Genomic DNA, 21,933 nt, shown 5'->3' with positions numbered 1-21,933 from the left:
GTATAGAAAGGCCCGTGCATGCTCAATCCGGCATGCACGGGCCTTTCTTTATCTCGGACTTACTAGCGGGACCTCTCCGCCGGGGTACAGCGTCGAATTCGATAACCTCTTGGGCTGCGGAAGCGGCCGGTCCGAGCGCGTATTCCGGAGTTCGAGCGCGACGCTCGAATAGACGCAAGCCCGTTCATCCGTATACAGCACGACCTGCTCCAAGCCGGTGCCGCACAGGTCCGCATGCAAGGCGTAGCCTTCGGTCGGGAATCGGACGACGACCTCCATATGGCCGTCGTATAAGGCGGGAGCGACTCCGCCCCCGCGGCGATAGGCCAAAATATAATCGGGAGCGTCCGGCGCCCAGAAACCAAGCGGCTCCACGATCGTCAGCCAGCCGTCCGTCTTGCGGTCTTCCTTCCACAACTCGCGGCCTTCGGAGTCCAGCAGGAAGATCGCGTCCTTGCCCTTGCGGCCAAGCCCGTCATCTTCGCGAACCAAGCGATCGAGCCCGGCGACCTGCAATCCGGCTAGCTCGGGGCGGAAGCGCCCGAGCGCGATATGCTGGGATTCGACCGAGCCCGAATACCGCCACAGCTCGTTCCCGCGCGGGTCGTACATCACCGTTACGCTGCCTCCGATGACGATCTCCGGTTCCCCGTCCCCGTTCACGTCTCCCACCCAGATGCAATCCGCATGGTCGTCCAAGCCGCGGCAGCTCCAGAGCAGCCGCCCGTCATGGTCCAGCAGGTCGTAGCCGACCATCACTTCGTCCAAGCCGTCCCCGTCGAAGTCGTATACCCACGGATAATGTCCCGTATTCCCCTCATGCTTCCATAGCACACGGCCGTTCGCATCAAGGGCCCATAGGGTACGGTAACGATCCTTCAGCAGAAAATCTCCGGCCCAAGAGGCGTTCGTCAGCCGGGCGGCCACGATGCAATCGTGAGCCTCGGGATGAGGCAGCCCGAACGAACGCTTCTGCTCGCCCGTTCTGCCGGACAGCACGAGCAGCCGGTCGTTCATGACGCAGAGCACCTCGATCTGTCCGTCCCCGTCGACGTCGGCGATCTGGGCAGGATAGTCCGAACCCGCCGAACCCGCGCCGGGGTCGGGCTTGCCGACTTGCCAGAGCTGCCGTCCGTCCAGATCGAACGCCGTCAGACACTGCGTCTGATGCGGAACGAAGCGGACGTCCTGTCGGTTGTCGGGCTGCACGAGCACTAGCTCCATCCTTCCGTCTCCGTCCAGATCTCCCGCCAGCATCCTGCAACGTGGTCCGGCCGCGCGGATATCGATGCTCCCCGCCAAATAAGGCGCCTTGGCATTCTTGTCCATCGTTCCCGCTCCTCTCCTCCCCGTTAAGCCGGGTTTAGATCCCGCGACTCCGTCAGTTCCTTCGTCTCTCCGCTCTTGACCTCGACGATTCGGCCGTTCGCGCTGAGCCATACGCTCCGCGCGGTCGGATTATGGACGAAGTCGAGCGAAGCGGCGAACTTCAATTGGCCGTAGGCTTTGACATAATCGACGATCTCGATGTTGGTCGCGTACCAGATCTCTTCTCTGCCCCCGACATAGGAGCAAAACCGTTCGATCTGCTCCCAATTGCCGTCGTTGTCGAATTCATAGCTATGCCCCCAGACGTACATCAGGTATAAATATTGCCGCTTATGCAAGCCGACGAACGTCTCGGCCAGTTCCATCAAGTCGCCGTTATGATGGCAAGTCGGCTTCCACTCCAGCCAATCGTCCGGCAAGCCGAATTGTCCCGTGCTCGGAACGACGCGGGCGTACTCGATGCCGAGCCCGGGAAGCATGGCTTGAATCCGGCGGTCGTAGGAGCCGTTCGGGTAAGACATTCCCCGAACCGCGTAGCCGACGATGCTCTCCAGCCGCCTTCGATCCTCCATCACCTCGTGAACGATCGTTTCGTTGGGACAGCGCGCGATGGTCGGGTGGGTAACCGTATGCGCGGACACCTCATGCCCCGAGTACAGGGAACGCGCTTCCTCTTCCGCGATGCGATCGTCCGTGCCCAGCAAGCCGGAATTCAGGTGGAACGTTCCCTTGATGCCGTTGCGGTTAAACACCTCGACCAGTCGGCGATCCGCCGATCTTCCGTCGTCATAGCTCATCGTCAGCGCTTTGTGCCTGCCTCCGGGGAAGCACAGCAGAACCTTGTTCATTCGATCCTCTCCTTCGCCCCGCTTTAAGGGGCGTAAACTTTGACATTCGCGTATTCGGCGATCAGAGGAGCCATCTGGCGGAAACCGATTCTCCCTCTGCCGTGCGGGGGTCCTCCGAGCGAAGAGTCGTCCTTCCAGCGGAAAAGAGGCAGCTCGTTCACCGAGACGGCAATTCCGGTTCCCTGTTTAACGATCAGCATGCGGTAGGGCTCCTTCACGTCCGCCGTGCCCGGTATCGGATCCGCCCCTTGGGCCGCCAGATGGAAGCCGTAGCTCTTGCGCAGGTTGCACGTATGAAGCTTCCGTTCTTCCTCCCGCATTCGGCGGAAGTAGGAGAGATGATAAGCATGGATATCCCCGTGGTGGTATTGGTCGTAGATCCCCGTTCTCCTAGCCAGCGCGGGATCGAACAAATCCATTCCTCCGTTCCCTCTCGCGCAGAAGAACAGAATCGCGAGGCCTGGCTCCCTTAGAGGGAGGAACTCCCAGGAGATCGCCAGCTCTTCGGGAAACTCTTCGGGGCACCAGAACACCAGATTCGCGAGCTGTCCCTCGGCCGGATCGCGCAAGCTCTCCAGCCGCATGCGGCCCAGCGGAAACGATACCGCGCCGTCCCCCTCCATTCGGAAGCCTTCCGCGTCGGACGGAGAGCTCAACGGATTGCGGTAAATCAGTCGCCATCCGTCCGGAATACGACTTTCGTTCATATCCCGCTCCTCCCTTCCGGAAGCTCGCTTGCGATGAGCTCCAACGCGATGATCGTATTGAGCGACCACTGCGCCGCCTCGTTCGTGTTGATCCAGTCGATCTCGCTCAACCGATCGACGTGCGCGACCTCGCGCGTCTCGCCCTGCAGGTCGATTACGGCATACTCGTTGGCGAGCAGAATGTCCCATACGGTCTTCGCCGTCTCGCTATCTTGCCGATAATAAGCGCCGAACGCCGCGATTCCCGCGCTCAGCACGGGATGCTCGAAGCGCGTCCCGCTGACGGCTCCCTTCGTCAGAAGGTCCTTCCGCTCCTGCGTCTGATTGTAATAAACCCCGAATTCGGCGAGCATGTCCTCCCACTCCGGATCCCGAAGCATGTCGGCCAGCTCGAACCACGCCTGCGGCCCTCCCATGCAGATGGCCAAGTGCCGCCCCCAATTGTCGTCGCCCATCGGCGTCAGCTTGCTCGTAACCGGATCGTAGCCGTAGGTCGGGCCGGAGATCAGCCGGAAGTTCGCGCTCTTGAGGCAAGCGATGCCCGTCAGGATCTTGTCGCGGTAGACGGTATCCTCGTAGCGCTCCCAACGGGTCATCCAGTTCGAGCTGAAGGCCGCCCAGTCCGGTCCGACTCGAATATGGGTGGGATGTTCGTCCGGGGGGAAATAGGCTCGCATGGGATCGAGCCGGACCGTGGCGAAGTCCGCGTCCTTGACGTCGTCCAGCAGGTCTCCCGTGCGTTCGTCCGCCGTCAAATAATAATAGTAGCGATGCAATCCGGCCATCGCGATGCGCGCTTCCTTGCATCCGCAGCCCCAATGGACGACGTTATGCCTTGAGCCCAACCCCGCATACTCCCCGATGTGGTAGGCGTCCACCTCGCTCGTATGGCGCGTCATCGCCTCGGCCATGCGGAACAGATCCTCTCGGCCGGAGCGGAGAAACATGGCCCATAGCCACATGTTCGGAGCCAGCTCCGTATTCTGCCACGCGCAGCCGCCGAGATCGTAATTCCAGACATGGCGGACGGGATCGTAGCTGTGCATGACATCCCCGAAATCCCAGAAGCCGTACCAATCCCTCTGCTCGATCTCCCTCTGGTAGTAAGCGACGATGCCGTCCAGCCTCTCCTCCAGCCTCGCCAGCTCCGGCTTGCTTCGGTCCGGAAGGCTCCATATTCCGAACGCCTTGGCCTCGTGATAGTAAGAAGGCTCGCAAACGAGCAAGGAGGGATTGCGGCACTCCCGCAGCATCCTCTCAAGCCGTTCCTCGGCCGGCGTCTCTTCCTCCGCCCATAACAGCAGCTCGCTCGTATTGGCGATGCCGTAAGGGGTGGCGCGCAGCTCTTCGGCTCCCTCGTAGGACGATTCGACGTGCGTCTCGGTGTCGTAATGCCGCAGGTCCATCGCCGGGCCGTCCGGAGACCAGAACCAAACGGCGAAGTCGGCCCTCAACCCCGCCGCGCCGCTTATCTCGAAGCCTGACGGATTCTTCTCCCAGAAACGGCGGAGGCCGACGGCGAGACCTCCTCCTTCGCCTCCGGCATAGGCAAGGCCGCCCGCGCGCCGGCCGTCGGCCGCCTTGACCCAGCTGCAGCCCGGCTTCGTCCGTTTCGAGATTCGGTAATGCCGGGCGGAATGCTGAGCGAGCCGGAAGCTGTCCCAGGTTGCCGAGTCGTCCAGCAGGCCGAGGAAGTAAGAGTCCTGCTCCGAATCGAAGCGAACGGTCACTCCGCGGGTTTGGCTCTCGAACAGCTCGCGGTACTTGCCTTTCGTCCTCCGGGTATGCAAGGTCTTCGGCGATTCCGCGAACCAGCCCCGATCGCCGGCGAACCGAATATGACGGTTATAAGGGGCCCCACGCATCGGAACCGTGAACCGGATGCCCAAGCCGCGTATCGCATCCTGATGAGGGTTGCCGTCATAGACGAACGTATGAACGATCCGAATCGTCTCAAGCCCCGCGTACACGTAAACCCGAAGCGTAAAGGGAAGCCACTCCCGCCCGCTCGCGACGGAGCGGTGCCGTCCGTCCAAGCGGACGACGGCCCGGATCGGCCCTCCCTGTTCCACGACCGCCCGGTGGACCCGGCTCTCGAAGGGCTCCTCACGGACCGTTCGCGCGCCCGACGCTTCGCTGCACGATTCTTGCAGACAGACCAGCGCGCCTCCTTCGCACAAGGCTCTCCCTTCGCGTTCGATGCTTCGCAGCCAATGGGAACCTTGCTTCCCTAGCGATAGCCGGATGAGCCCGGTGTCCAGCACGATCTTCTCGTCCGTCTCGGTCACGCTAACCGCCTGGGTTGAGGAAGTCTCCGCCTCTCCCTTCAGAAGACGGAACTCCTTCGCTTCTCCCGCGAGTCCGGCAGCCGCATGGGCCGACCACTTCACGGTTCCGTCCGGCCAATACGCGGCGGGCCAGCTCTGGACCCCGCAAGATCGTCCATCCTCCGATACCAGGCTAAGCTTCTCGTCCCGTCTCAGCTCTCCTTGCTTCCAAGGAACCCCCCATGTTACCCCGACCGGAAGCGAAGCGCCCTCGCCTAGCCATCTCAACCGAACGCCCTTAGGACCTGCCGCCTTGCTGTCCATGACTCCATCTCTCCTTTGAGTGCGTTATGGGCTTCATTCTAGGAGAGCTCCCGCTTGCGGACAATCGGACATTATTGCCGATCGCCGGAAGGGCGCTTTGGACATTTCGGATCGCATTTGCACATTGTTGCTCCTCCGCGTCTCTTTCCCTTTTCCCCTTCGCAAGAAAATGAAGTTCGGTTCAACCGTGCCGGCTCAGTTCCCGATATCGGGACGGAGTCATTCCCTCCATCTTCTTGAAGATTCGATTGAAGTAGCTATGCTGATAGCCGACCCGCTCGGCGACCTCGTTGATCCTGAGCTCCGTATCCCGAAGCAGCTCCTTTGCCTTGTCCGTCCGCAGCTCCGTCAAATAATCGATGAAGTTTTTGCCGGTAACCTGCTTGAACGCCTTGCTCAGGAAAAACGGATTGCAGCCCGCATGCTCGGCGCAGTTGTCCAGCGAGATATCGGCCATGTAATTCTCTTGAAGATAGATCATCGCCTGCTCGATCATTCTCTTCACCTGGGCGTCCGAGCGGCTCGCCAGCTCCGTCTGGAACGGCAGCAGCACCTTCCTGCGGAACCAGGCCAGCATTCTTCTCGGCTCCCGGATTTGGGAGAGCTCCTCGTACAGGTTCTCTCCCTTGAACAGGCGGCCCGGATGAATGCCGGACACCATGATCGCATGCTGGACATTGCCAAGCAGATGAAGCATCCCTTGCTGAACCTCGTATTCCTTGGCCCCTTCGCAGGAAAGCGCGGCTAGGAACGATTCGAGCAGTTCCTCCGCCTCCCGCTCCCGCCCCGTGCGCAGAGCCTGGATCAGCTCCCGCTCCAGCGTAAACGGATACCGCAGCTCCTCCGGGGCGTCTCCGTTCGAATCGACTTCGTCCATATCGATGATCTGATTGACGTTGGCGAAGTTTCGGTAGCCGGCCGCCTGCTTTGCCCGCTCGTAAGCGAGAGGAACGTCGGAGACGCGGGCGATCGGACGGCTGACGGCGACGGCGATCCGCAGATTCAGGATCTGGTTGATCGACTGGGTGAGCTCTTCCCCGAACGATTGCAGCGAAGCCTTGTAATCCTCCCCGTTCGGCACGACGGCAAGCAAGCCGGCGGTCAGGTCGTGGAAGTTGACCGTGCTGCTCTGCTCGAAGCGCCGGTCCGCCAGCTCGCCGATCATGTTGACGGCGGCGAACGTAACGAGCCCTTCGTCGCCTTCCCGGAACCGGGCTTCCTGGGCTCCGATCCCGATCAGCTGGATGTAGAAGACGATCAGGCTGCGGTCCGTCAGCTCCCACTTCAGCTGCTCCATGCGCCTAAGAAGATCCTCTTCCGAATAGGCGTACAGATAGCCTTGCAGCAGCTGATGCAGGAAGCTCTCCTTGATCTGAGGCAGCTGCTTCGCCAGCTTCGTGTTCAGCTCGAGGCTCTCCTCGTGAAGACTAAGCCATCTGCGCTCGATAAGGGCGAACTCGTCCTCGCGGCCTTGCCCATTCCCCGTCTCCCCGAACAGCGTCACCAAGCGGCGCACCGGGGAATAGATCCTGTGCGAGGCAAGCCACGCCAGAGCGGCCGCGACGATCAATACGGCAAGGCTGACCGAAATGATGACCTTCGAGATCGTGACGACGGGCGAAGTAATGTTCGATATGGGCGCGGCCGACACGTAGATCCATTCGTCCGCGATGCGGGACAAGCTTCCGAACGACACGGTATACGTGGCCCCCTTCCAGTCCAGGAAGAACGATCCGTTCGTCCGCCCGTCGGACTCTACCTTCTCGCGAAGCGCGACCGCGAAAGGAGAATCGTAAGCGCTTCCATTTGCGGAAACATACAGATCCCCCGTCGTTTGCATGAGCAAGGTCTCCCCGTCGTTATACGGCGTCATCGTCTTCAGGAGATCGGCGAACTTGTCGCTGTTGAACCGGAACGCCAACACGCCGTAAGGCTGAAGACTGCCTCCGGGGATGCGGTGAACGAGCGCGAGGTCTTTATCGTTCGGACGCTGGGCATCGAACGCCCACTGCGTCCAAAACGTCTCGGCGGGCCCCCGCAATAGAGGCTCGTAAACTCGCGACGCGGAATCTTCCCCGAGAACTCCGTACTCCGGGTTGAACAGCACGGAATTCTCCCGGCTTACGTAGAGCTCCGCCTGTTTGACCATCGCGTTGGAGCCTTGCATCGCGATCAGCGTCTTCGTCAGATCGATCGTCTTCTCGAAGCTGCGGACGAAATCCATCTCTTGAAGCTCGCTTCCGAACTTGTTGTCGAACGCCCAATGCGACAAGAGAAGCTCCAGGTTGCCGAGCTGATCGTCGATGATCTTCGATCTTTGCTCGATCTGCTTGTAGTGCATCTGCAGCAGCTCGTTCTCCATCCGCCCCCCGGCGATCTCGTAAACGAGAGCCCCGGTAATGAGACCGGGAATGCCGGAGACGAGAAAGATCATGATCAGGCTCTTCGTATAGAAGCGCCCCATTCGGGCCGAGGAACGTTCGATCCCCCTCGCCAACCCTGCTCTTAGCGTAGACAGCATTCGCTCACCACCCGTTTGTCGTTATCGTCGCCCGCGGGCTATCCCTTCAAGAATACCCCATACGGAGGGGACGGGGAAGGCAAAAAAAGGGGCGGCAGCCGAAGAAGGCCGTCCGGAAACGCTCCGGACGGCCTGATTTCTCATCCCTATCCCTTGTTGTTCGCGGCCGCGTACAATTCGTTCATTTCCTTCGTCAGATCGTCCCCGCCCGATTTCTTCCAGGTCTCGAAAGCGGACAGAAGCCCGGCTTCGTCGGTTTGGCCGACGATGAATTTAATGCGCGCGTCGTTGATGATGTTGTCGAGCTGCTGGCCCTTCTGCGAGTAGACGGTCGAGATGAACGGCTCGGCCGGATTCGGCACGATGTATTGCTCCGCTTCCTTCTGGATTTTGGTCGTTTGGAGGCGAAGCGGCGTTTGCTTGACCTTCAAGCCTTGATCGGCCGGAATGAACGTCAGCATCTGGTTCAGCCCCTCGACCTCCGACTCGAGGAGAGCGGTGTCTTTGCTCTGAACGATATCGCTGCCGTCGAGCGTATAATGCTTGCCTTCGATTCCGTACCCGGCCAGAGTCTGAAGCTCCGGCTGGTTCATCCGGTCAATGAACGCGAGCACGCGCTTCAGCTCCTCCTCGGTCTTGACCGTCGACTTCGGAATCGCCAGCATGCCCGCGAAGCCGGAAGTCGGCAGCGCGCGGAGCCCGTGATCGCCGATCACGCCGATCATATTGTCCACGTAGTGAACGTCCGGGTTGTCCTTGCCTTCCAAGGCAAGCGCCGCGTGGATCTTATCGTCCAGGCGCGCCGCGTTGTCGGTAACGTCGACGATGACGCCGGCCTGATTGTTGACGACGGGATCGTTCCACTTCGCGCTGTCGAACACGGCGAAGTCTTGGTTGATCAGCTTTTCTTCGTACAGCTTCTTCATGAATTTGAGCGCTTCCAGATATTCCTTCGTCTGATGCTCCGGCACCAGCTTGCCGTCTACGACTCCCCACTTGTTCGGCGCCCCAAACCACAGCTTGATCGTATCGAAACCGCTCGCCCATTGCCCGGTCCACTTGACGAGCACCATGCCGTACGTGTCGTCCTTGCCGTTCTTGTCCGGGTCCTTCTCTTTAAACGCTTTCAACATGTTGTAGAAATCGTCTATCGTCTTCGGGGGCTGCATGCCTACCGCTTCCAGCCAATCCTTGCGGTAATTGATGCCGTTGCGGCCCAGCGCACGTCCGCGGTAGATGCCGTAATTCTTGCCTTCGACGGTCGAGTTGTTAAGGATGACCTCGTTCGCCTGGCTCAAGTACTCGTAATCCTTCAGATACCCGGTCAGATCCCAGAACGCGCCGTTCTTGGCGGCGTTGACGAAGCTGGGATTTTTGACGTCCGGCACGTAGATAATCGTAGGGAGCTTGCCCGATGCGAGCGTAATGTTGAATTTGTCCGCGTAGGAAGCGTTAGGAACCCATTCCAGGTGAATGTTCGTGTTCGTTCTCTTCTCGATCTCCGTGGTGACCGGGCCGTCGTCCTTAGGGTAGTTCGTCTTGAAGATCGGCAGCATGATGCTTAAGTCAAGCGGCTTCTCCGTTCCGGCCTTCTGACCCGCGGAGCCGGAGGGCGAAGCCTTCGGAGAAGCGGCCGATTCCGAATTCGAATTCGAGTTCGAGTTCGAGTTGTCTCCCCCGCATCCGGCCAGGGACGCCAGCGCAACCGCGCTTGCCGCAAGAATGGTCCACGATTTCAACTTTCTTTGTCTCATTTGTGTTCCTCCCTTTTTAAAATAAACGAATGAATGAAGTGCATCCTTGCAGGCCAATCGATATCGCCATCCGTTCACCCCTTGACCGAACCGATCAACACTCCCTTGGCGAAATGCTTCTGAAGGAACGGATATACGAACAGGATAGGAAGAGTGCCGACGACGATGACCGCCATCTTGATCGATTGCTGGGCTTGCTGAACGTAATTGTAATCGACGCTGTCGGCGCTGCCCGCGGCCATCTGGGAGAGCAGCACGATCTGCCTGAGCATGACCTGAAGCGGCCACTTCTCCGGATCGTTGATATACAGCAGCGCGGAGAAAAAGTTGTTCCAATGCCCGACGGCATAGAACAAGGTGAACGTGGCGAGAACGGGCATCGACAGCGGCAGCACGATTCTCCACAGCAGGCTCAGGTCCGAGCATCCGTCAATCTTGGCCGCTTCCTCCAGCTCCGGCGGGAGCTCCTGGAAGAAGTTCTTGACGATGATGAGGTTGAACGCGCTGATCGCGCCGGGCAGCATGAGCGCCCAGTACGAATCGAGCAGTTGCAGCTCCCTGACGACCAGATAGGTCGGGATGAGGCCGCCCCCGAACAACATGGAGAATATGATCAGGTTCATTATCATATTTCGTCCGGCGACGTTCTTTTTGGAGAGTCCGTAAGCCATCGTAACGGTGAAGACCAGGTTGACGAGAGTTCCGACTACGGTCACGTACATGGAATTCATCAGGCTGTGCAAAATGGTGTCGGTCGAAAAAATGTACTTGTAGGCCATCAGCGAGAACGAGTGAGGGACGATGAAGAATGCCCGCTGCGTCAATTCCGTATCGCTCGCGAACGAGCCCGCTACAACGTATAGGAACGGGAGAACGGCGGCGATGCCGATGGCGGACAGCACGATGTAGTTCGCGGCGTCGAAGACGGTTCCGCCGAAGGTCCGGTACGTTTTGTTCAAGGGTCTGCCTCCTTCTCACGGGATCCGAGGGTAGATCAATAGATGCCGGTTTGTCCGAAACGCTTGGCCAGCCAGTTCGACCCCAGCACGAGGATGACTCCGATGACCGCCTTGAACAGGCCGACGGCCGTGCTGTAGCTGAACGCCCCTTGCGTAATCCCCATCATGTAGACGTAGGTATCGAACACCTCCGCCACTTCGCGGTTGAGCGGATTCAGCATCAGGTAGATCTGCTCGAAGCCGTTGTCCATCACTTCCCCCATCCGCAGAATGAGCAGGATGACGATCGTGTTGCGAATCGACGGGAGCGTGATGTGCCACAGCTGACGCCAGCGATTGGCGCCGTCCATGATCGCCGCTTCGTACTGCTCGACGTCGACCCCGGCCAGCGCGGCCAGGAAGATAATCGTTCCGAAACCGCTTTCTTTCCAGATCGTCTGAAGGATGATCATCGGCCGGAACCAGTCCGGGCTCGCCAGGAAGTCGATCGTGCTTCCGGTGTACTTCTCCAGCAGCCCGTTGACGATGCCCCCTTGGGTCGTCAGGAATACATAGGTAAGGCTGGCCACGATAACCATGGAGATAAAGTGCGGCACGTAGATCAGAGTCTGGATCGTTCGTTTAAAGTACGCTCGGCGAACCTCGTTCAGCAGCAGCGCGAGAATGATCGGCACCGGGAAGTAGAAGAGCAGGTTGTAGAACGACAGGATCAACGTGTTGCGCAGCAGCATGACAAACTCGGGATTTCCGAAGAAAATCTTGAAATGCTCGAAGCCGACCCACGAGCTTTTCCAGAAGCCCAGAAACGGCTGGTAGTCCTTAAACGCAAGCAGAATCCCCCACATGGGCACATACTTGAAAATAAGGAAATAAAGAAGGCCCGGAGCCAGCAAGAGATAAATCCATTTGTCCTTCTTCAGCTTGGCCCACCTTCTCGTTCTGCCCAACGAAGCAGTCGGCGCGGCTGCCGCGACGGATCCGCTGCCTGGATTCGGCTCGGTCCTGATCTTCATTTCTTGTCACCTCCCTGAGATCGCGTCCATGAATGCGGAATGGTTGTTTGCGGTTGCGGCCCGGCGAGTTCCGAGCCGTCCTTGGTGTTCATTATGCGTCCCCGGCCGCTTACCGCCAATTAGACATTTTTGACGCTGCCGAAAGCCGCGTAACGGCGCCTGTTCCGCCCTTCCGTCAATAAAGTGCTAATCCGTTAAAACAGTCAAAAGCCGAGGCGGCGGCCTCTCAAAATCGTCCAATTGCCGTTCGAATTCCGCAAGTCTATAGTAGAGGCGACTACTCATGGAAAGCAGGCGATGTAGTGGCTGACAAGCTGTATCACGGGGCCGCCTGGTACCCGGAGCTTTGGGACGAGAGAACTCTTCTTCAAGATGCGGAAGAAATGAAGAAGGCTGGTATCAACGTCGTGCGGCTCGGAGAGTTCGCATGGTCCAAAATGGAGCCGGAGGAAGGGCGAATCGAGCTCGGCTTCTTCGCCCGGATAATCGGGCTGCTTAACGACAATGGGATCGAGACGGTCATGTGCACCCCTACGGCAACGCCGCCGATCTGGTTCTCGCACGGCCACCCCGAACGGATGCACGTGAACGAGAAGCTGGAGAGGATGCAGCACGGCTCAAGGCAGCACGCCTGCACGAATCAGGCCTATTACCGGAGCAGGGCGGCCGCGATTGCCGAAAGGCTCTCCCGCGAGCTCGGGCGGCTGCCCGGTCTTGTCGCCTGGCAGCTCGATAACGAGTTCAAAGCCCACGTCGCGGAATGCTTCTGCCCGGAATGCCTTTCGCTCTGGCGTGAATGGCTGCGTTCCCGCTACGGCACGATCGATAAGCTGAACGAGGCTTGGGGGACGGACATTTGGAGCGAACGCTACGCCGGCTTCGGGCAGGTGCCCAGTCCGGGTCCGGCTCCGTTCCTTCACAACTCCTCTCTTCGAACGATGTACCGGCTATTCTCCATGGAGAAGCTCGCCGAATTCGCGGACGAGCAAGCGACGATCCTTCGCAAGCATTCGGACGCCCCGATCACGCACAACGGGAGCGTCGCCTTCCACGCGGATAACGAGCGGCTGTTCCGCGGGCTCGACTTCGCTTCCTTCGACACGTACGCCACCTGCGATAACGCGACGGCCTATCTGTTCAACAACGATCTATGGCGAAACTTCAAGAGAGGCAAGGGGTATTGGATCATGGAGACAAGCCCCTCCTACGCGGGATCGCTTACGAGCTGGGCCAAGCCTCACCCGAACGGGTACTTAAAGGCGGAAGCCGCGGCCGCTTACGCCCTGGGGGCCGAAGCGTTCTGCTATTGGCTCTGGCGCCAGCAGCGAGCCGGCTGCGAGCAGCCGCACGGCTCGGTTCTCAGCGCATGGGGCAAGCCTACCGTCGGCTACGCGAACGTGCTGGAGGTGGAGGAAGCCCGAAAGCGGCTGGAGCCGGCGCTCGCGGATACCCGGCCTGCCCAAGCCGAGGTCGCGCTCGTCTACTCGGATCGGGCGAAGGCGTTCCTTCTGACGGAGCCGCACCGCCGAATGAACCATCGCGGGCTCATGACCGGCTTCTACGAGCGGCTGCTTGCGGCCGGTCTCCACCGGGACGTCGTTCCGGAGGGCGCGGAGTTAGACGGTTACAAGCTTCTGTTTACGCCGTTCCTTCCTTATCTCTCTCCGGAATTGACGGAACGCGCGAAGGCTTTCATGCGGGACGGAGGCGTCTGGATCGCCGGGCCGCTGACGGGAACCCGCACGGAGGAGCATACCTTGCACACCGACGCGGCACTGGGAGAATTGGAGAAGCTGGCGGGCGCGGAAGCCGTCTACAGCTATCCGATGGACGAGAGCGCAAGCCGCGGGCGGGCGTTCGGGCTGTCCGCCCCTTTATCGATGTGGAGCGAGGTGTTCGAGCCGAAGGATGCGACGGCCGTCGGGATCGTCGAGGAAGGCTTGACTCCCGGTTTCGCCTTCGCGACCGAGAAGCGCATCGGCAAGGGGAAGCTCGTGCTCCTTGGTTCCATGCCGGCCGGGGAGGAGGGCGAGCGTCTGCTGGAGAAGCTGATGCTGCACTATGCCGACGAAGCCCATGTCTCTGTCCGCAGCGACGTGTCTGGAGGAACGATCGTGGCTCCCCGCCGTGGGGACGGTTACGATCTATGGGTCGTCGTCAACATGGACGGTTCCGGCGGCAGCGTCACCCTGCCGCGTCCCGGTTGGGACCCTTCGACCGGGGAAGCTTTACCGCCAGGCGAATTGCGGGTCGGGCGCTATGAGTTCAAGATCGTGCGGTTCAATAGGGAGGAAGGCGGAAGATAAGAAGATCGTCTCGAATGAGACGATCTCGGCGAAGGACTGATACTTTGGCGTGGGGATCGTCTCGAATGAGACGATCTCGGCGAAGGACTGATACTTTGGCGTGGGGATCGTCTCGCATGAGACGATCTCGGCGAAGGACTGATACTTTGGCGTGGGGATCGTCTCGCATGAGACGATCTCGGCACGGTGTCGGGCGATCCCGCCTAACCTTCTTCCTCCCCGCCGCTCCTCTCCTCCTCGAAGTCGGAAAGCGGAACTTGAGACCAATCGATATCGGAGGCCATATAGAAGCTCGGATAACACGGCTGGTTGTAAACCACGTTCTGCCATGCGATTCCGACGCGGTATTGAGGATCGTGCATCAGCGTGTACAGCTTGCGATCGGTCAGCTCGGTGCTCGTATAGATTCGGATCGCGGAGCTGTCTTCGTTTCTCACGAGAAGCTCCTCCCTCCAATCGCCGAACAAGTCGGCCACGAGGCACGGATTGCCCTTGGTTCCGTTGTTCGAACGCGCTCCTTCCGCCGACAGCAGACGTCCCCGCCGCCAATCGACTATGGAGACGTCTTCGTCGAAGGAGCCGACGATAATCTGGGTCGTCATGTCCGGGGCCCATTTGATGCTCATGTTCGTGCCCGGTGCTCTCGAATCGATCTTTTCTCCCTTAGCCGTCAGCAAGCCGCCCGTATCTTGGCTGTGAATGTCTTCGCTCGACCAGAGTTGAAGCCCTCGGATGGCGGGCTCGACCTGTCCGATCATGCCGCGGCCGACATCCCCGCTGGCGAACGCCCCGTGCAGCACCTCGCCGGTCGCGGCATCGCGCAACGTGTAGCCGTATGGAGCGTGCTTGCCGTTCTCGTGCACCATGAAGATCTCGAGGCCCGGTCGATCCGGATCGATGTTCGCCACGTGCAGAGCGTCTCCGTGGCCCAGCTTGGCATAAGCGCCCGGATCCGAGCTGCCCGCGGGCAAGAATCCCCCCGAGCTGTAAAGGATCGAACCGTCATGATCGATCGTCGCCGCGCCGTAAACGATCTCCTGGCAGCCGTCGCCGTCCACGTCCGCCACGCTCAAGGAGTGAGCGCCTTGACCCGCGAGGCTGCCATGGCTTGGGCTGTCCCCGTCCTTAAGCCCGAGAGTGTCTCCGAACGGATTGTTCATTCGAACCCAGCCGCTGTCGACGTACCAATGTTCCCGCAGCTGCGTGCCGTCCCACGCGTAGGCGACCGCGGCGGCTCTCGAGTAATAGCCACGGGCGAACACCGCGTACGGATTCGCGCCGTCCAGATACGCCACTCCGGCCAGGAAACGATCGACCCGGTTGCCCGGCTCGATCCTTCGCCAAGAATAATCGCCCCACATGAGTCCGTCGTCATGTCTCCCCGGCTTGTAGCGGATCGTTTGCAGCTCCTCTCCCGTTTCCCCGCGGAACACCGTCAAGTATTCAGGCCCGCTTAAGATGAAGCCCTCAAAGGCGCGAAGCCGGTTCCTCTCGCTGCGGGAAGGAGCGTATTCGTCCAAGAAATACGCCGCCAATCGCTCGGCGTCTTCCCTGGACAACGGGTACTCGTACTTTCTGTCCATGCCGAAGCATTCCTCGAGGGTGGAAGGCCAACGCCCGGCAACGACCTCCTCGTGCTCGCGCCACCTAAGAAACATCCGAACGACATGCTCCTCGTAATCGTCCCGGCTCATCCGGTAGTCGTCTTCATGGCGATAACCCGCTTCTACGTCTTGGGGGAGAAGGGTAATGTATTTCTCGGACAGCGGATCGCCCGCCCCATCGTATCGGATAGTCCGGGTCCCCGGAGCGGTCTTCAGCATCAGCTCCGCGCGCCCGTCGCCATCGAAATCGTAGACCAGAAACTGGGTGTAATGCGCTCCCGCCCGAATATTGACGCCCAGGTCGATGCGGTACAGCAAAGTACCGTCCAGCTTGTAACAATCGAGATAAACCGGTCCGGTGTAGCCGGAATGGGAGACGTCCTTGGAATTGGAAGGATCCCACTTAACGAACAGTTCGTACCGGCCATCCCCGTCGACATCCCCTACGCTCATGTCGTTCGCCGAATAATGGAATCTCTCGCCCGCCGGCGTCACGCCGTCCTCCGGCTTCGCCAGCGGCACCTCTTGATAAAGGTTCGTCCATGGCTTCGCTTCCCGGCTGCGGTCCGTCTCCTTGCCCCCGTTAACCGCTCTAACTTCGTATACGGACTCCGGAGTGCCCTCGCGGTCCAGATAGTTCGCGCTATCTCTAACGACCGCCAGCGGCAGTCCATCCGGTAAACGCGGAAGTCGGTTCCCGTCAATCCGCGATCCGAATAACCCGTCGCCTCCTCGCGCAAGAACCTCCAGCTCAAGAATACTCCTTCCGGAACGGACACCGCCAAGAGACCGCGGTCTAACCGTTCCAAACGGATTCCTTGCACAAGCTTCCCCGCTTTCTTGCCAGCTTTGAAGGCCTTCTTCATGGATTAACCTCCGTTCCTTCTGTTCGCTTCGCCAATGGGCAGATTCGGCGTGTCTTTAGCGTAGAACGGAGCGCGTTTGCCGGCAATCGGACATTTTTGTTCGCGGTTTCGGACCTGCCGAGGATCGCTTGGACTTTCCCGTGCGTCTCGTCCTTTTTTGCATAAAGCGCCATTTACGCAAAAACCGTCCTTCCGAGGCCGGCAGGAGAAATTCTCCCGGCTTCCGAAAGACGGTTTCCAGTCCTTATATTCGATTGAGCGACGGCGTTATTGCGCCAGACGAATGGCAAGATTGTATAAGTCCATATCGAAGCTCTTCTTGGTGGAGACAACCTTGTCGATATCCGTCGTGACCAGCTCGCCCTTGATAATGCCGCACGCCTTGGCGGAATCCCCTTCGGTCAGCCTCTGAACGGCGAAATCGCCGAGACGGCTGGCCAGAATCCGGTCGTTATGCGTCGGAGTGCCTCCGCGCTGAATATGGCCGAGAACCGTTACGCGAGGCTCGATGCCGCAGTTGCCGGTAATCTCGCGGGCGATATCCTCGCCGCGTCCGGCGCCTTCCGCCACGATAACGATACTGTGGCGCTTGCCGTTCTGGAAGTTCTCCTTCATCCGGTTAGAGATCTCCTTGATATCGAACGGGACTTCCGGAACGAGAATCGATTCGGCTCCGCTGGCAAGTCCGGCATAGAGAGCGATGTCTCCGCAATGGCGGCCCATGACTTCGACGATGGAAGAGCGCTCGTGAGAGGTCATCGTGTCGCGCAGCTTGTTGATGGCATCGACGACAATGCTGACCGCCGTATCGAAACCGATCGTGAAGTCCGTGAACGGAATATCGTTATCGATCGTTCCCGGCAAGCCCATCGTCTTGATGCCGAGCTTGCTCAGCTTGTTGGCGCCTTGGTAGGAACCGTCCCCGCCGATGACGACAAGCCCGTCGATGCCGAGCTTGCGCAGCACTTCCGCACCGCGCTGTTGGCCTTCCGGCGTCACGAACTCTTTACAGCGGGCGGTCTGCAGAATCGTGCCTCCGCGCTGAATAATGTCGCCTACGCTGCGAAGATCCATCGGACGGAGATCTTCGTTCAGAAGACCTTGATAGCCGCGCTGCACCCCGTATACTTCCAATCCTCGGAACAGCGCGCTTCTGACGACCGAACGAACGGCCGCGTTCATGCCTTGGGAATCTCCGCCGCTTGTGAGAACGGCAATTTTCTTGACTGCGCTCATGGTATTGCTCCCTTCAAGTATGTGTCTCTCTCCACTTTACATGGCCTTGCGTATCCAATGGCTGTTCAGCCAGAAGAACACTCTTGTCCAAGGACTGCCTTTCATCAATTGCTTGGCGGTATTCCGAACTTCGGCCTGATCTCTGACCTTGGGATCGGACAGGTACAGGGCGACCAGTCCTTCCACGATCATCCGATGGAAGCTAGAGAACGGCAGCCGGTCTGCCGATGCCCGCGCGGCTTGTACCATGCGCAGCATCCGCCTGTCTAGCTCTTCCTGGCTCTCGAAATAGCTGCAGAAGTTCAAATCTCCGCCCACGGCATCCTCCGCCTGATCGATCAGGTAATCAAGCAGAATATGAAGTCCGTTGATCGATGGAAAATAAAGCTCCCTAATCGCTTGACTGTCGGCGGGCTTCAAGTTCTCGTCGCTCGCGGCGAGGAAGAGCATGAACATCCCTAAGGTCGAACCGGTAGCGGCCGCGAACTCGTTCCACAGCAGCTCGGGATATTGGCTCGAATGAAGCTTCCACCACTCGAGAAGTCTCGGTTCTCTCTGATCGACGGCAATATGCTTATATACCTGAAGATCGCCGTAGAGCGATACCAAGTACCGGACTTCCTCTTGAACAAGGTGATAGGAGGGCAACCGAGAGACGCAGGATTGGCATTTCAAGACAAGCTTGTGCAGGTACCCGCCGTCGTCCTGCTCCTCGCGCAGCTCGTAATAATTCGCGAGCGGCGCATCCGGCGTTACCGCGTCCAGCATGCTGCGGTGCAGCAAGCGGAAATCGTCCGGATCCAGAGAGGTGCTTCGGTCGCACAAATTGTCTAAATAGTCGCTTATGGTTTGCAGGGCAACGATTAGAGGAAGAAGAATATCCTTGGCATCCAGATTGGCTGCGGCATATACCCCTCCGCCTATGCAATGAAATTCCTTCGCCGTCATGCTGTCGATCGCTTGTTTGCGAAGCTCCGAATCCGGGATCTCCTCCGCGATCCTTCTCCAGCCGCTCAGCTCTCGCTTCACGTCGGGAAGAACGTGCTTGTAGACCCGAGCCATCAAGGCGACCGGGCCACGGGGAGATCGGCCCGCGAGCAAGTTGTTATCGGTCAATTGCTTACCTCCAGCTGCTGATAAGACTCAGCTGTGCAGACGAGTCTCTACTTCGAAATCCTGCTCCGTACGATACCAGATATTCAGATCGTTTATGCGGCTGGCAAGCTCGGCGATCGCAGCGTTCAATCGACAGGATCGAACGAAATCCTCTTCTTCGAAGAGCGCATCCTGAAGCTCCCTGATCCGCCTCTCGAACTCGAAGATCCGATCCGGAATCGTTCCTCGAATCGATTCCCATGCTTCCAGCACGGCGATCCGCTCGCTCCCGCTCATCCGTTCCCACGGAAGGGATAAGCTCGGAACGGCAATGCCAAGACGGTTATCCGGCGCAAACTGAGCGTCCGCCCAATCGCGCTTATCAACCCGCTGTCCCATAATCATCTCCTGTTCCCATGTCATTCTCTAATTTATCATTTCGGAAAGTCTAAATCCAGTCAAAATCTCTCTTAAACATCCCCTCTGCGGGAGGGAACCTGTTATAATTACTCCGTTCGTGTTTATAAGGAGATGGAACTTTTGTCTGCGAAGCCCGAGTACGTCACCATGAAGCGGCTTTTTTTGTTTTTTATCCCGCTCGGCTTATCCGCCTTGCTGATCAACTTGTCCCACGCCATCATCAACGGCACGCTGGCGCGCGCCGCCAATCCCGAGCTTATCATCGCGGGCTACGCTACCGCTATGAGCTTGCTCACGGTTACCGAGCGGCCCGCGGTTCTCTTCCGCGAGACTTGCTCCGCTTTGGTGCGCGACCGGCGCTCGTTCGCCGCGGTAAGGCAGGTCGCGTTCATCGTGTTCGGCGCTTCCCTTATCTTCGGAGCTTTGGTCGCCTATTCGCCCGTCGGAACCTGGATCTTCGGAGGAGCCTACGGAGCGGATCCGGAGACGACCGAAGCTTCTACCGACGTCTATGCCGTCCTGATGTTCCTCAGCGTATTCTCCGGCATTCGCTGCCTCTATCAAGGGATCATTATTTACAAGATGAGAACGAAGTGGCTCACGATCGGGATGCTCTTCCGATTGGGAGGCATGTTCGCTCTCTCCCAATATATTCTCCACGTCGGAGTGAGCCACTCCCGGCAAGGAGCGATCATCTTCGTGTTCGGCATGGTCATCGAGGCGGCCGTCAGCTGGCTGGAGGGACGCAAGCTGGCGAAGGAGCTCCCCGATTCCGCTTCGGATTGCGAAATCAGGCGGCCCAAGCAGGTGCTGAACTTTTATAGCCCGCTGCTCTTCTCCTCCTTTATCGTCGTCTGGGTACCGCCCATTCTGAACGCCTTGCTCGGGCATACGGACCAAGGGGCTCTCTCGATCGCCTCCTTATCGTTAGCCAATAGCTTCATGGGCCTCGTGCTCGGCTTTTTTACGTATTTTCACCAGATCTCTCTGCAATTCCACCGGACGCATCCGCATCTGGTCAAGCGGTTCGTTCTTTGGATGGCTTTCGTTCCGGGGGTGATCGTCGCCTCCTTCGCCTACACGTCTGCCGGAGAGTGGGTATTCGCCTCCGTCTTCGGGGTGAAAGGAGCTTTGTTGGAATCCAGCGTCCATGCCTTAAGAGCTTTCCTGCCGTATGTGCTCGTCTTCCCGTGGCTCGATAGCGTAAACGGAATCATCCTGTCCCGAAGCCAGACTAAGCTGATGTTCGGGTCTCAGACGGCCAACGCGGCCGTAACCGTCGCTCTGATCGTTACGCTGACGCTAGCGCTGCCCCAGTGGGCGGGAGCTCTCGCCGCGCTGTCCCAATCCGGGGGAATAGCCGCCGAGCTCCTCGTGCTGCTCTGGCTGATCCGGCGCTATTCCAGGGGCGAGTCGAACGATAAGCTATCCATACTTCCAAGCAAGGAGAGACAAGCATGAAAAGATGGCTATCCGGGCCGGGACAGCTGACGGTTCTCCGCAGCCTTCACTTTGTGAACTATGCGACGATGGTGCTCGTCGTCACCTATTTCCCGCTCTACTTCTACGATATCGGCTTTACCAAACTGCAGATCGGCGCCATCTTCTCGATCGGTCCTCTGCTGTCTATTTTCTCGAATCTGCTGGCCGGCGTCGCCGCCGATAAATCCAAGGCGCTGCGGCGGGTGCTTAGCTTGATCTTCCTGGGTCAGATCTTCGCGCTCGCGCTGCTGCTCCCCCAGAAGGAGTTCGGCGTCGTCTCCGTGCTTATGGGAGTATTCTATTTCTTCCAAACGCCCGTCAATTCGATGATGGACAGCGTCACTTTGCTTGCCGCGGAGAAGCTGAACCGTTCCTTCTCGGCCATTCGCATGTTCGGCTCGCTCGGCTTCGCCGTCTGCGCCATCCTCTTCGGATTCCTGCTCAAGGCAAGCGGCTCCGATCTTACGCTGTGGATCGCCCTTATCACCGTGCTTTGCTCTCTGGTTCTCTCGTTTGCTCTGGGCGATTTTCAGAAATCCGCGACTCCGTTCCGATTCGGCAGCCTATGGAGCGTTCTTAAGCGAAGAGAGACGCTTGTCTTCTTCGGTCTCGTCGCCCTCGTCTCGGTGTCGCACCGGATGAACGACGGCTTCCTCGCCGTGACGATGAAGGAATTCGGAGCCTCCGAGTCGTTGATCGGAGCCTCCTCCCTCGCTTCCTCCTTAAGCGAGATTCCGATGTTCTTCCTGCTGTCCAAGTATGGGCATCGCTTCAAGGAGCTCCCGCTTCTCGCTTTCGCCAGCCTTATGTACGCTCTCCGGATGGTGCTGCTCAGCATCTCGAACGAGCCGATCGCTTTCGTCGCCATTCAGACGATGCACAGCGTCACGTTCGGCATTTATTACATTACGGCACTGAGATATCTCCAATCCATCGTTCCCGACGAGTACCGCTCCTCCGGTCAAGCTCTGTTCGGGATGGTATGGACGGGATTGGCCGGGCTTATCGCCGGAACGCTGGGCGGCTGGCTCTACGACGCTTACGATCACGCCGCCGTATTCCGGTTGGGCGGAGTCTTCGCCTTCATGGCGGTTGTCGGCTTCCTGGCCGTGCACCTTCGTCGTTCGAAGGCATAAACGAACGCAATAAGGGGCGACCCCTAAGTCATTGACTTAAGGGTCGCCCCTCTTGGCATCTTATGA

At 59.1% G+C, this 21,933-nt stretch carries 14 protein-coding genes and 1 pseudogene; 3 read left to right on the top strand and 12 right to left on the bottom strand.

Annotation, left to right across the window (positions count from 1 at the left end; all coding sequences use genetic code 11):
* Positions 1–48: 48 nt before the first annotated feature.
* The 8 genes from H7B67_RS07715 to H7B67_RS07680 all read right to left on the bottom strand — a co-directional run bounded on the left by H7B67_RS07715 (position 49) and on the right by H7B67_RS07680 (position 11,722).
* Positions 49–1,329 (bottom strand): rhamnogalacturonan lyase family protein, encoded by a 1,281-nt coding sequence (locus tag H7B67_RS07715; protein ID WP_185119193.1) that lies wholly within the window; start codon positions 1,327–1,329, stop codon positions 49–51.
* A 23-nt stretch (positions 1,330–1,352) separates the two neighbouring features.
* A complete protein-coding gene (locus H7B67_RS07710) occupies positions 1,353–2,177 on the bottom strand; it encodes a polysaccharide deacetylase family protein (RefSeq protein ID WP_185119192.1) in 825 nt (274 codons plus the stop codon).
* Positions 2,178–2,200: 23 nt separating this feature from the next.
* Complete coding sequence (locus H7B67_RS07705) at positions 2,201–2,884, bottom strand: DUF1961 family protein (protein ID WP_185119191.1); 684 nt, start codon at positions 2,882–2,884, stop codon at positions 2,201–2,203.
* Positions 2,881–5,475, bottom strand: coding sequence for an exo-rhamnogalacturonan lyase family protein (locus H7B67_RS07700; RefSeq protein ID WP_221468684.1), 2,595 nt, complete (start codon positions 5,473–5,475; stop codon positions 2,881–2,883). The genes H7B67_RS07705 and H7B67_RS07700 overlap by 4 nt, the downstream gene beginning before the upstream one ends.
* A gap of 181 nt (positions 5,476–5,656) precedes the next feature.
* Positions 5,657–7,996: a helix-turn-helix domain-containing protein gene (locus H7B67_RS07695; RefSeq protein WP_245363263.1), complete on the bottom strand. Its 2,340-nt coding sequence runs from the start codon at positions 7,994–7,996 to the stop codon at positions 5,657–5,659.
* Positions 7,997–8,142: 146 nt separating this feature from the next.
* Positions 8,143–9,750 (bottom strand): extracellular solute-binding protein, encoded by a 1,608-nt coding sequence (locus H7B67_RS07690; RefSeq protein WP_185119190.1) that lies wholly within the window; start codon positions 9,748–9,750, stop codon positions 8,143–8,145.
* A gap of 74 nt (positions 9,751–9,824) precedes the next feature.
* Entirely contained in the window at positions 9,825–10,709 is an 885-nt protein-coding gene (locus tag H7B67_RS07685; RefSeq protein WP_185119189.1) for a carbohydrate ABC transporter permease, read from the bottom strand.
* 35 nt (positions 10,710–10,744) lie between these two features.
* The gene (locus H7B67_RS07680; RefSeq protein WP_185119188.1) at positions 10,745–11,722 is read right to left on the bottom strand and encodes an ABC transporter permease; all 978 of its coding nucleotides are present in this window, start codon (positions 11,720–11,722) and stop codon (positions 10,745–10,747) included.
* Positions 11,723–12,024: 302 nt separating this feature from the next.
* Between H7B67_RS07680 and H7B67_RS07675 the strand changes: the two genes are divergently transcribed.
* Positions 12,025–14,028: a beta-galactosidase gene (locus H7B67_RS07675; RefSeq protein WP_185119187.1), complete on the top strand. Its 2,004-nt coding sequence runs from the start codon at positions 12,025–12,027 to the stop codon at positions 14,026–14,028.
* A gap of 203 nt (positions 14,029–14,231) precedes the next feature.
* Here H7B67_RS07675 and H7B67_RS07670 read toward each other — a convergent pair.
* From H7B67_RS07670 to H7B67_RS07655, 4 genes and pseudogenes are all read right to left on the bottom strand, one after another.
* A pseudogene (locus tag H7B67_RS07670) lies at positions 14,232–16,498 on the bottom strand (rhamnogalacturonan lyase).
* 267 nt (positions 16,499–16,765) lie between these two features.
* On the bottom strand, positions 16,766–17,734 hold the full coding sequence (pfkA, locus tag H7B67_RS07665; protein WP_185119186.1) for a 6-phosphofructokinase: 969 nt from the start codon (positions 17,732–17,734) through the stop codon (positions 16,766–16,768).
* A gap of 36 nt (positions 17,735–17,770) precedes the next feature.
* The gene (locus tag H7B67_RS07660) at positions 17,771–18,796 is read right to left on the bottom strand and encodes a tetraprenyl-beta-curcumene synthase family protein (protein WP_185119262.1); all 1,026 of its coding nucleotides are present in this window, start codon (positions 18,794–18,796) and stop codon (positions 17,771–17,773) included.
* Positions 18,797–18,877: 81 nt separating this feature from the next.
* Positions 18,878–19,228: a hypothetical protein gene (locus H7B67_RS07655; protein WP_185119185.1), complete on the bottom strand. Its 351-nt coding sequence runs from the start codon at positions 19,226–19,228 to the stop codon at positions 18,878–18,880.
* A 141-nt stretch (positions 19,229–19,369) separates the two neighbouring features.
* On the opposite strand from H7B67_RS07655, the gene H7B67_RS07650 reads away from it, so the two are divergent.
* Both H7B67_RS07650 and H7B67_RS07645 read left to right on the top strand, forming a co-directional pair.
* Complete coding sequence (locus H7B67_RS07650) at positions 19,370–20,710, top strand: multi antimicrobial extrusion protein MatE (RefSeq protein ID WP_185119184.1); 1,341 nt, start codon at positions 19,370–19,372, stop codon at positions 20,708–20,710.
* Entirely contained in the window at positions 20,707–21,867 is a 1,161-nt protein-coding gene (locus H7B67_RS07645) for an MFS transporter (protein ID WP_185119183.1), read from the top strand. The genes H7B67_RS07650 and H7B67_RS07645 overlap by 4 nt, the downstream gene beginning before the upstream one ends.
* The last annotated feature ends 66 nt before the right edge of the window (positions 21,868–21,933 follow it).

Origin of the sequence: Cohnella thailandensis (assembly GCF_014212135.1) — a bacterium.
In the GTDB taxonomy this organism is placed as follows: domain Bacteria; phylum Bacillota; class Bacilli; order Paenibacillales; family Paenibacillaceae; genus Cohnella; species Cohnella thailandensis.
Note: the sequence above shows the minus strand (reverse complement) of the source record. Positions and strands in the feature narration are given on the sequence as shown.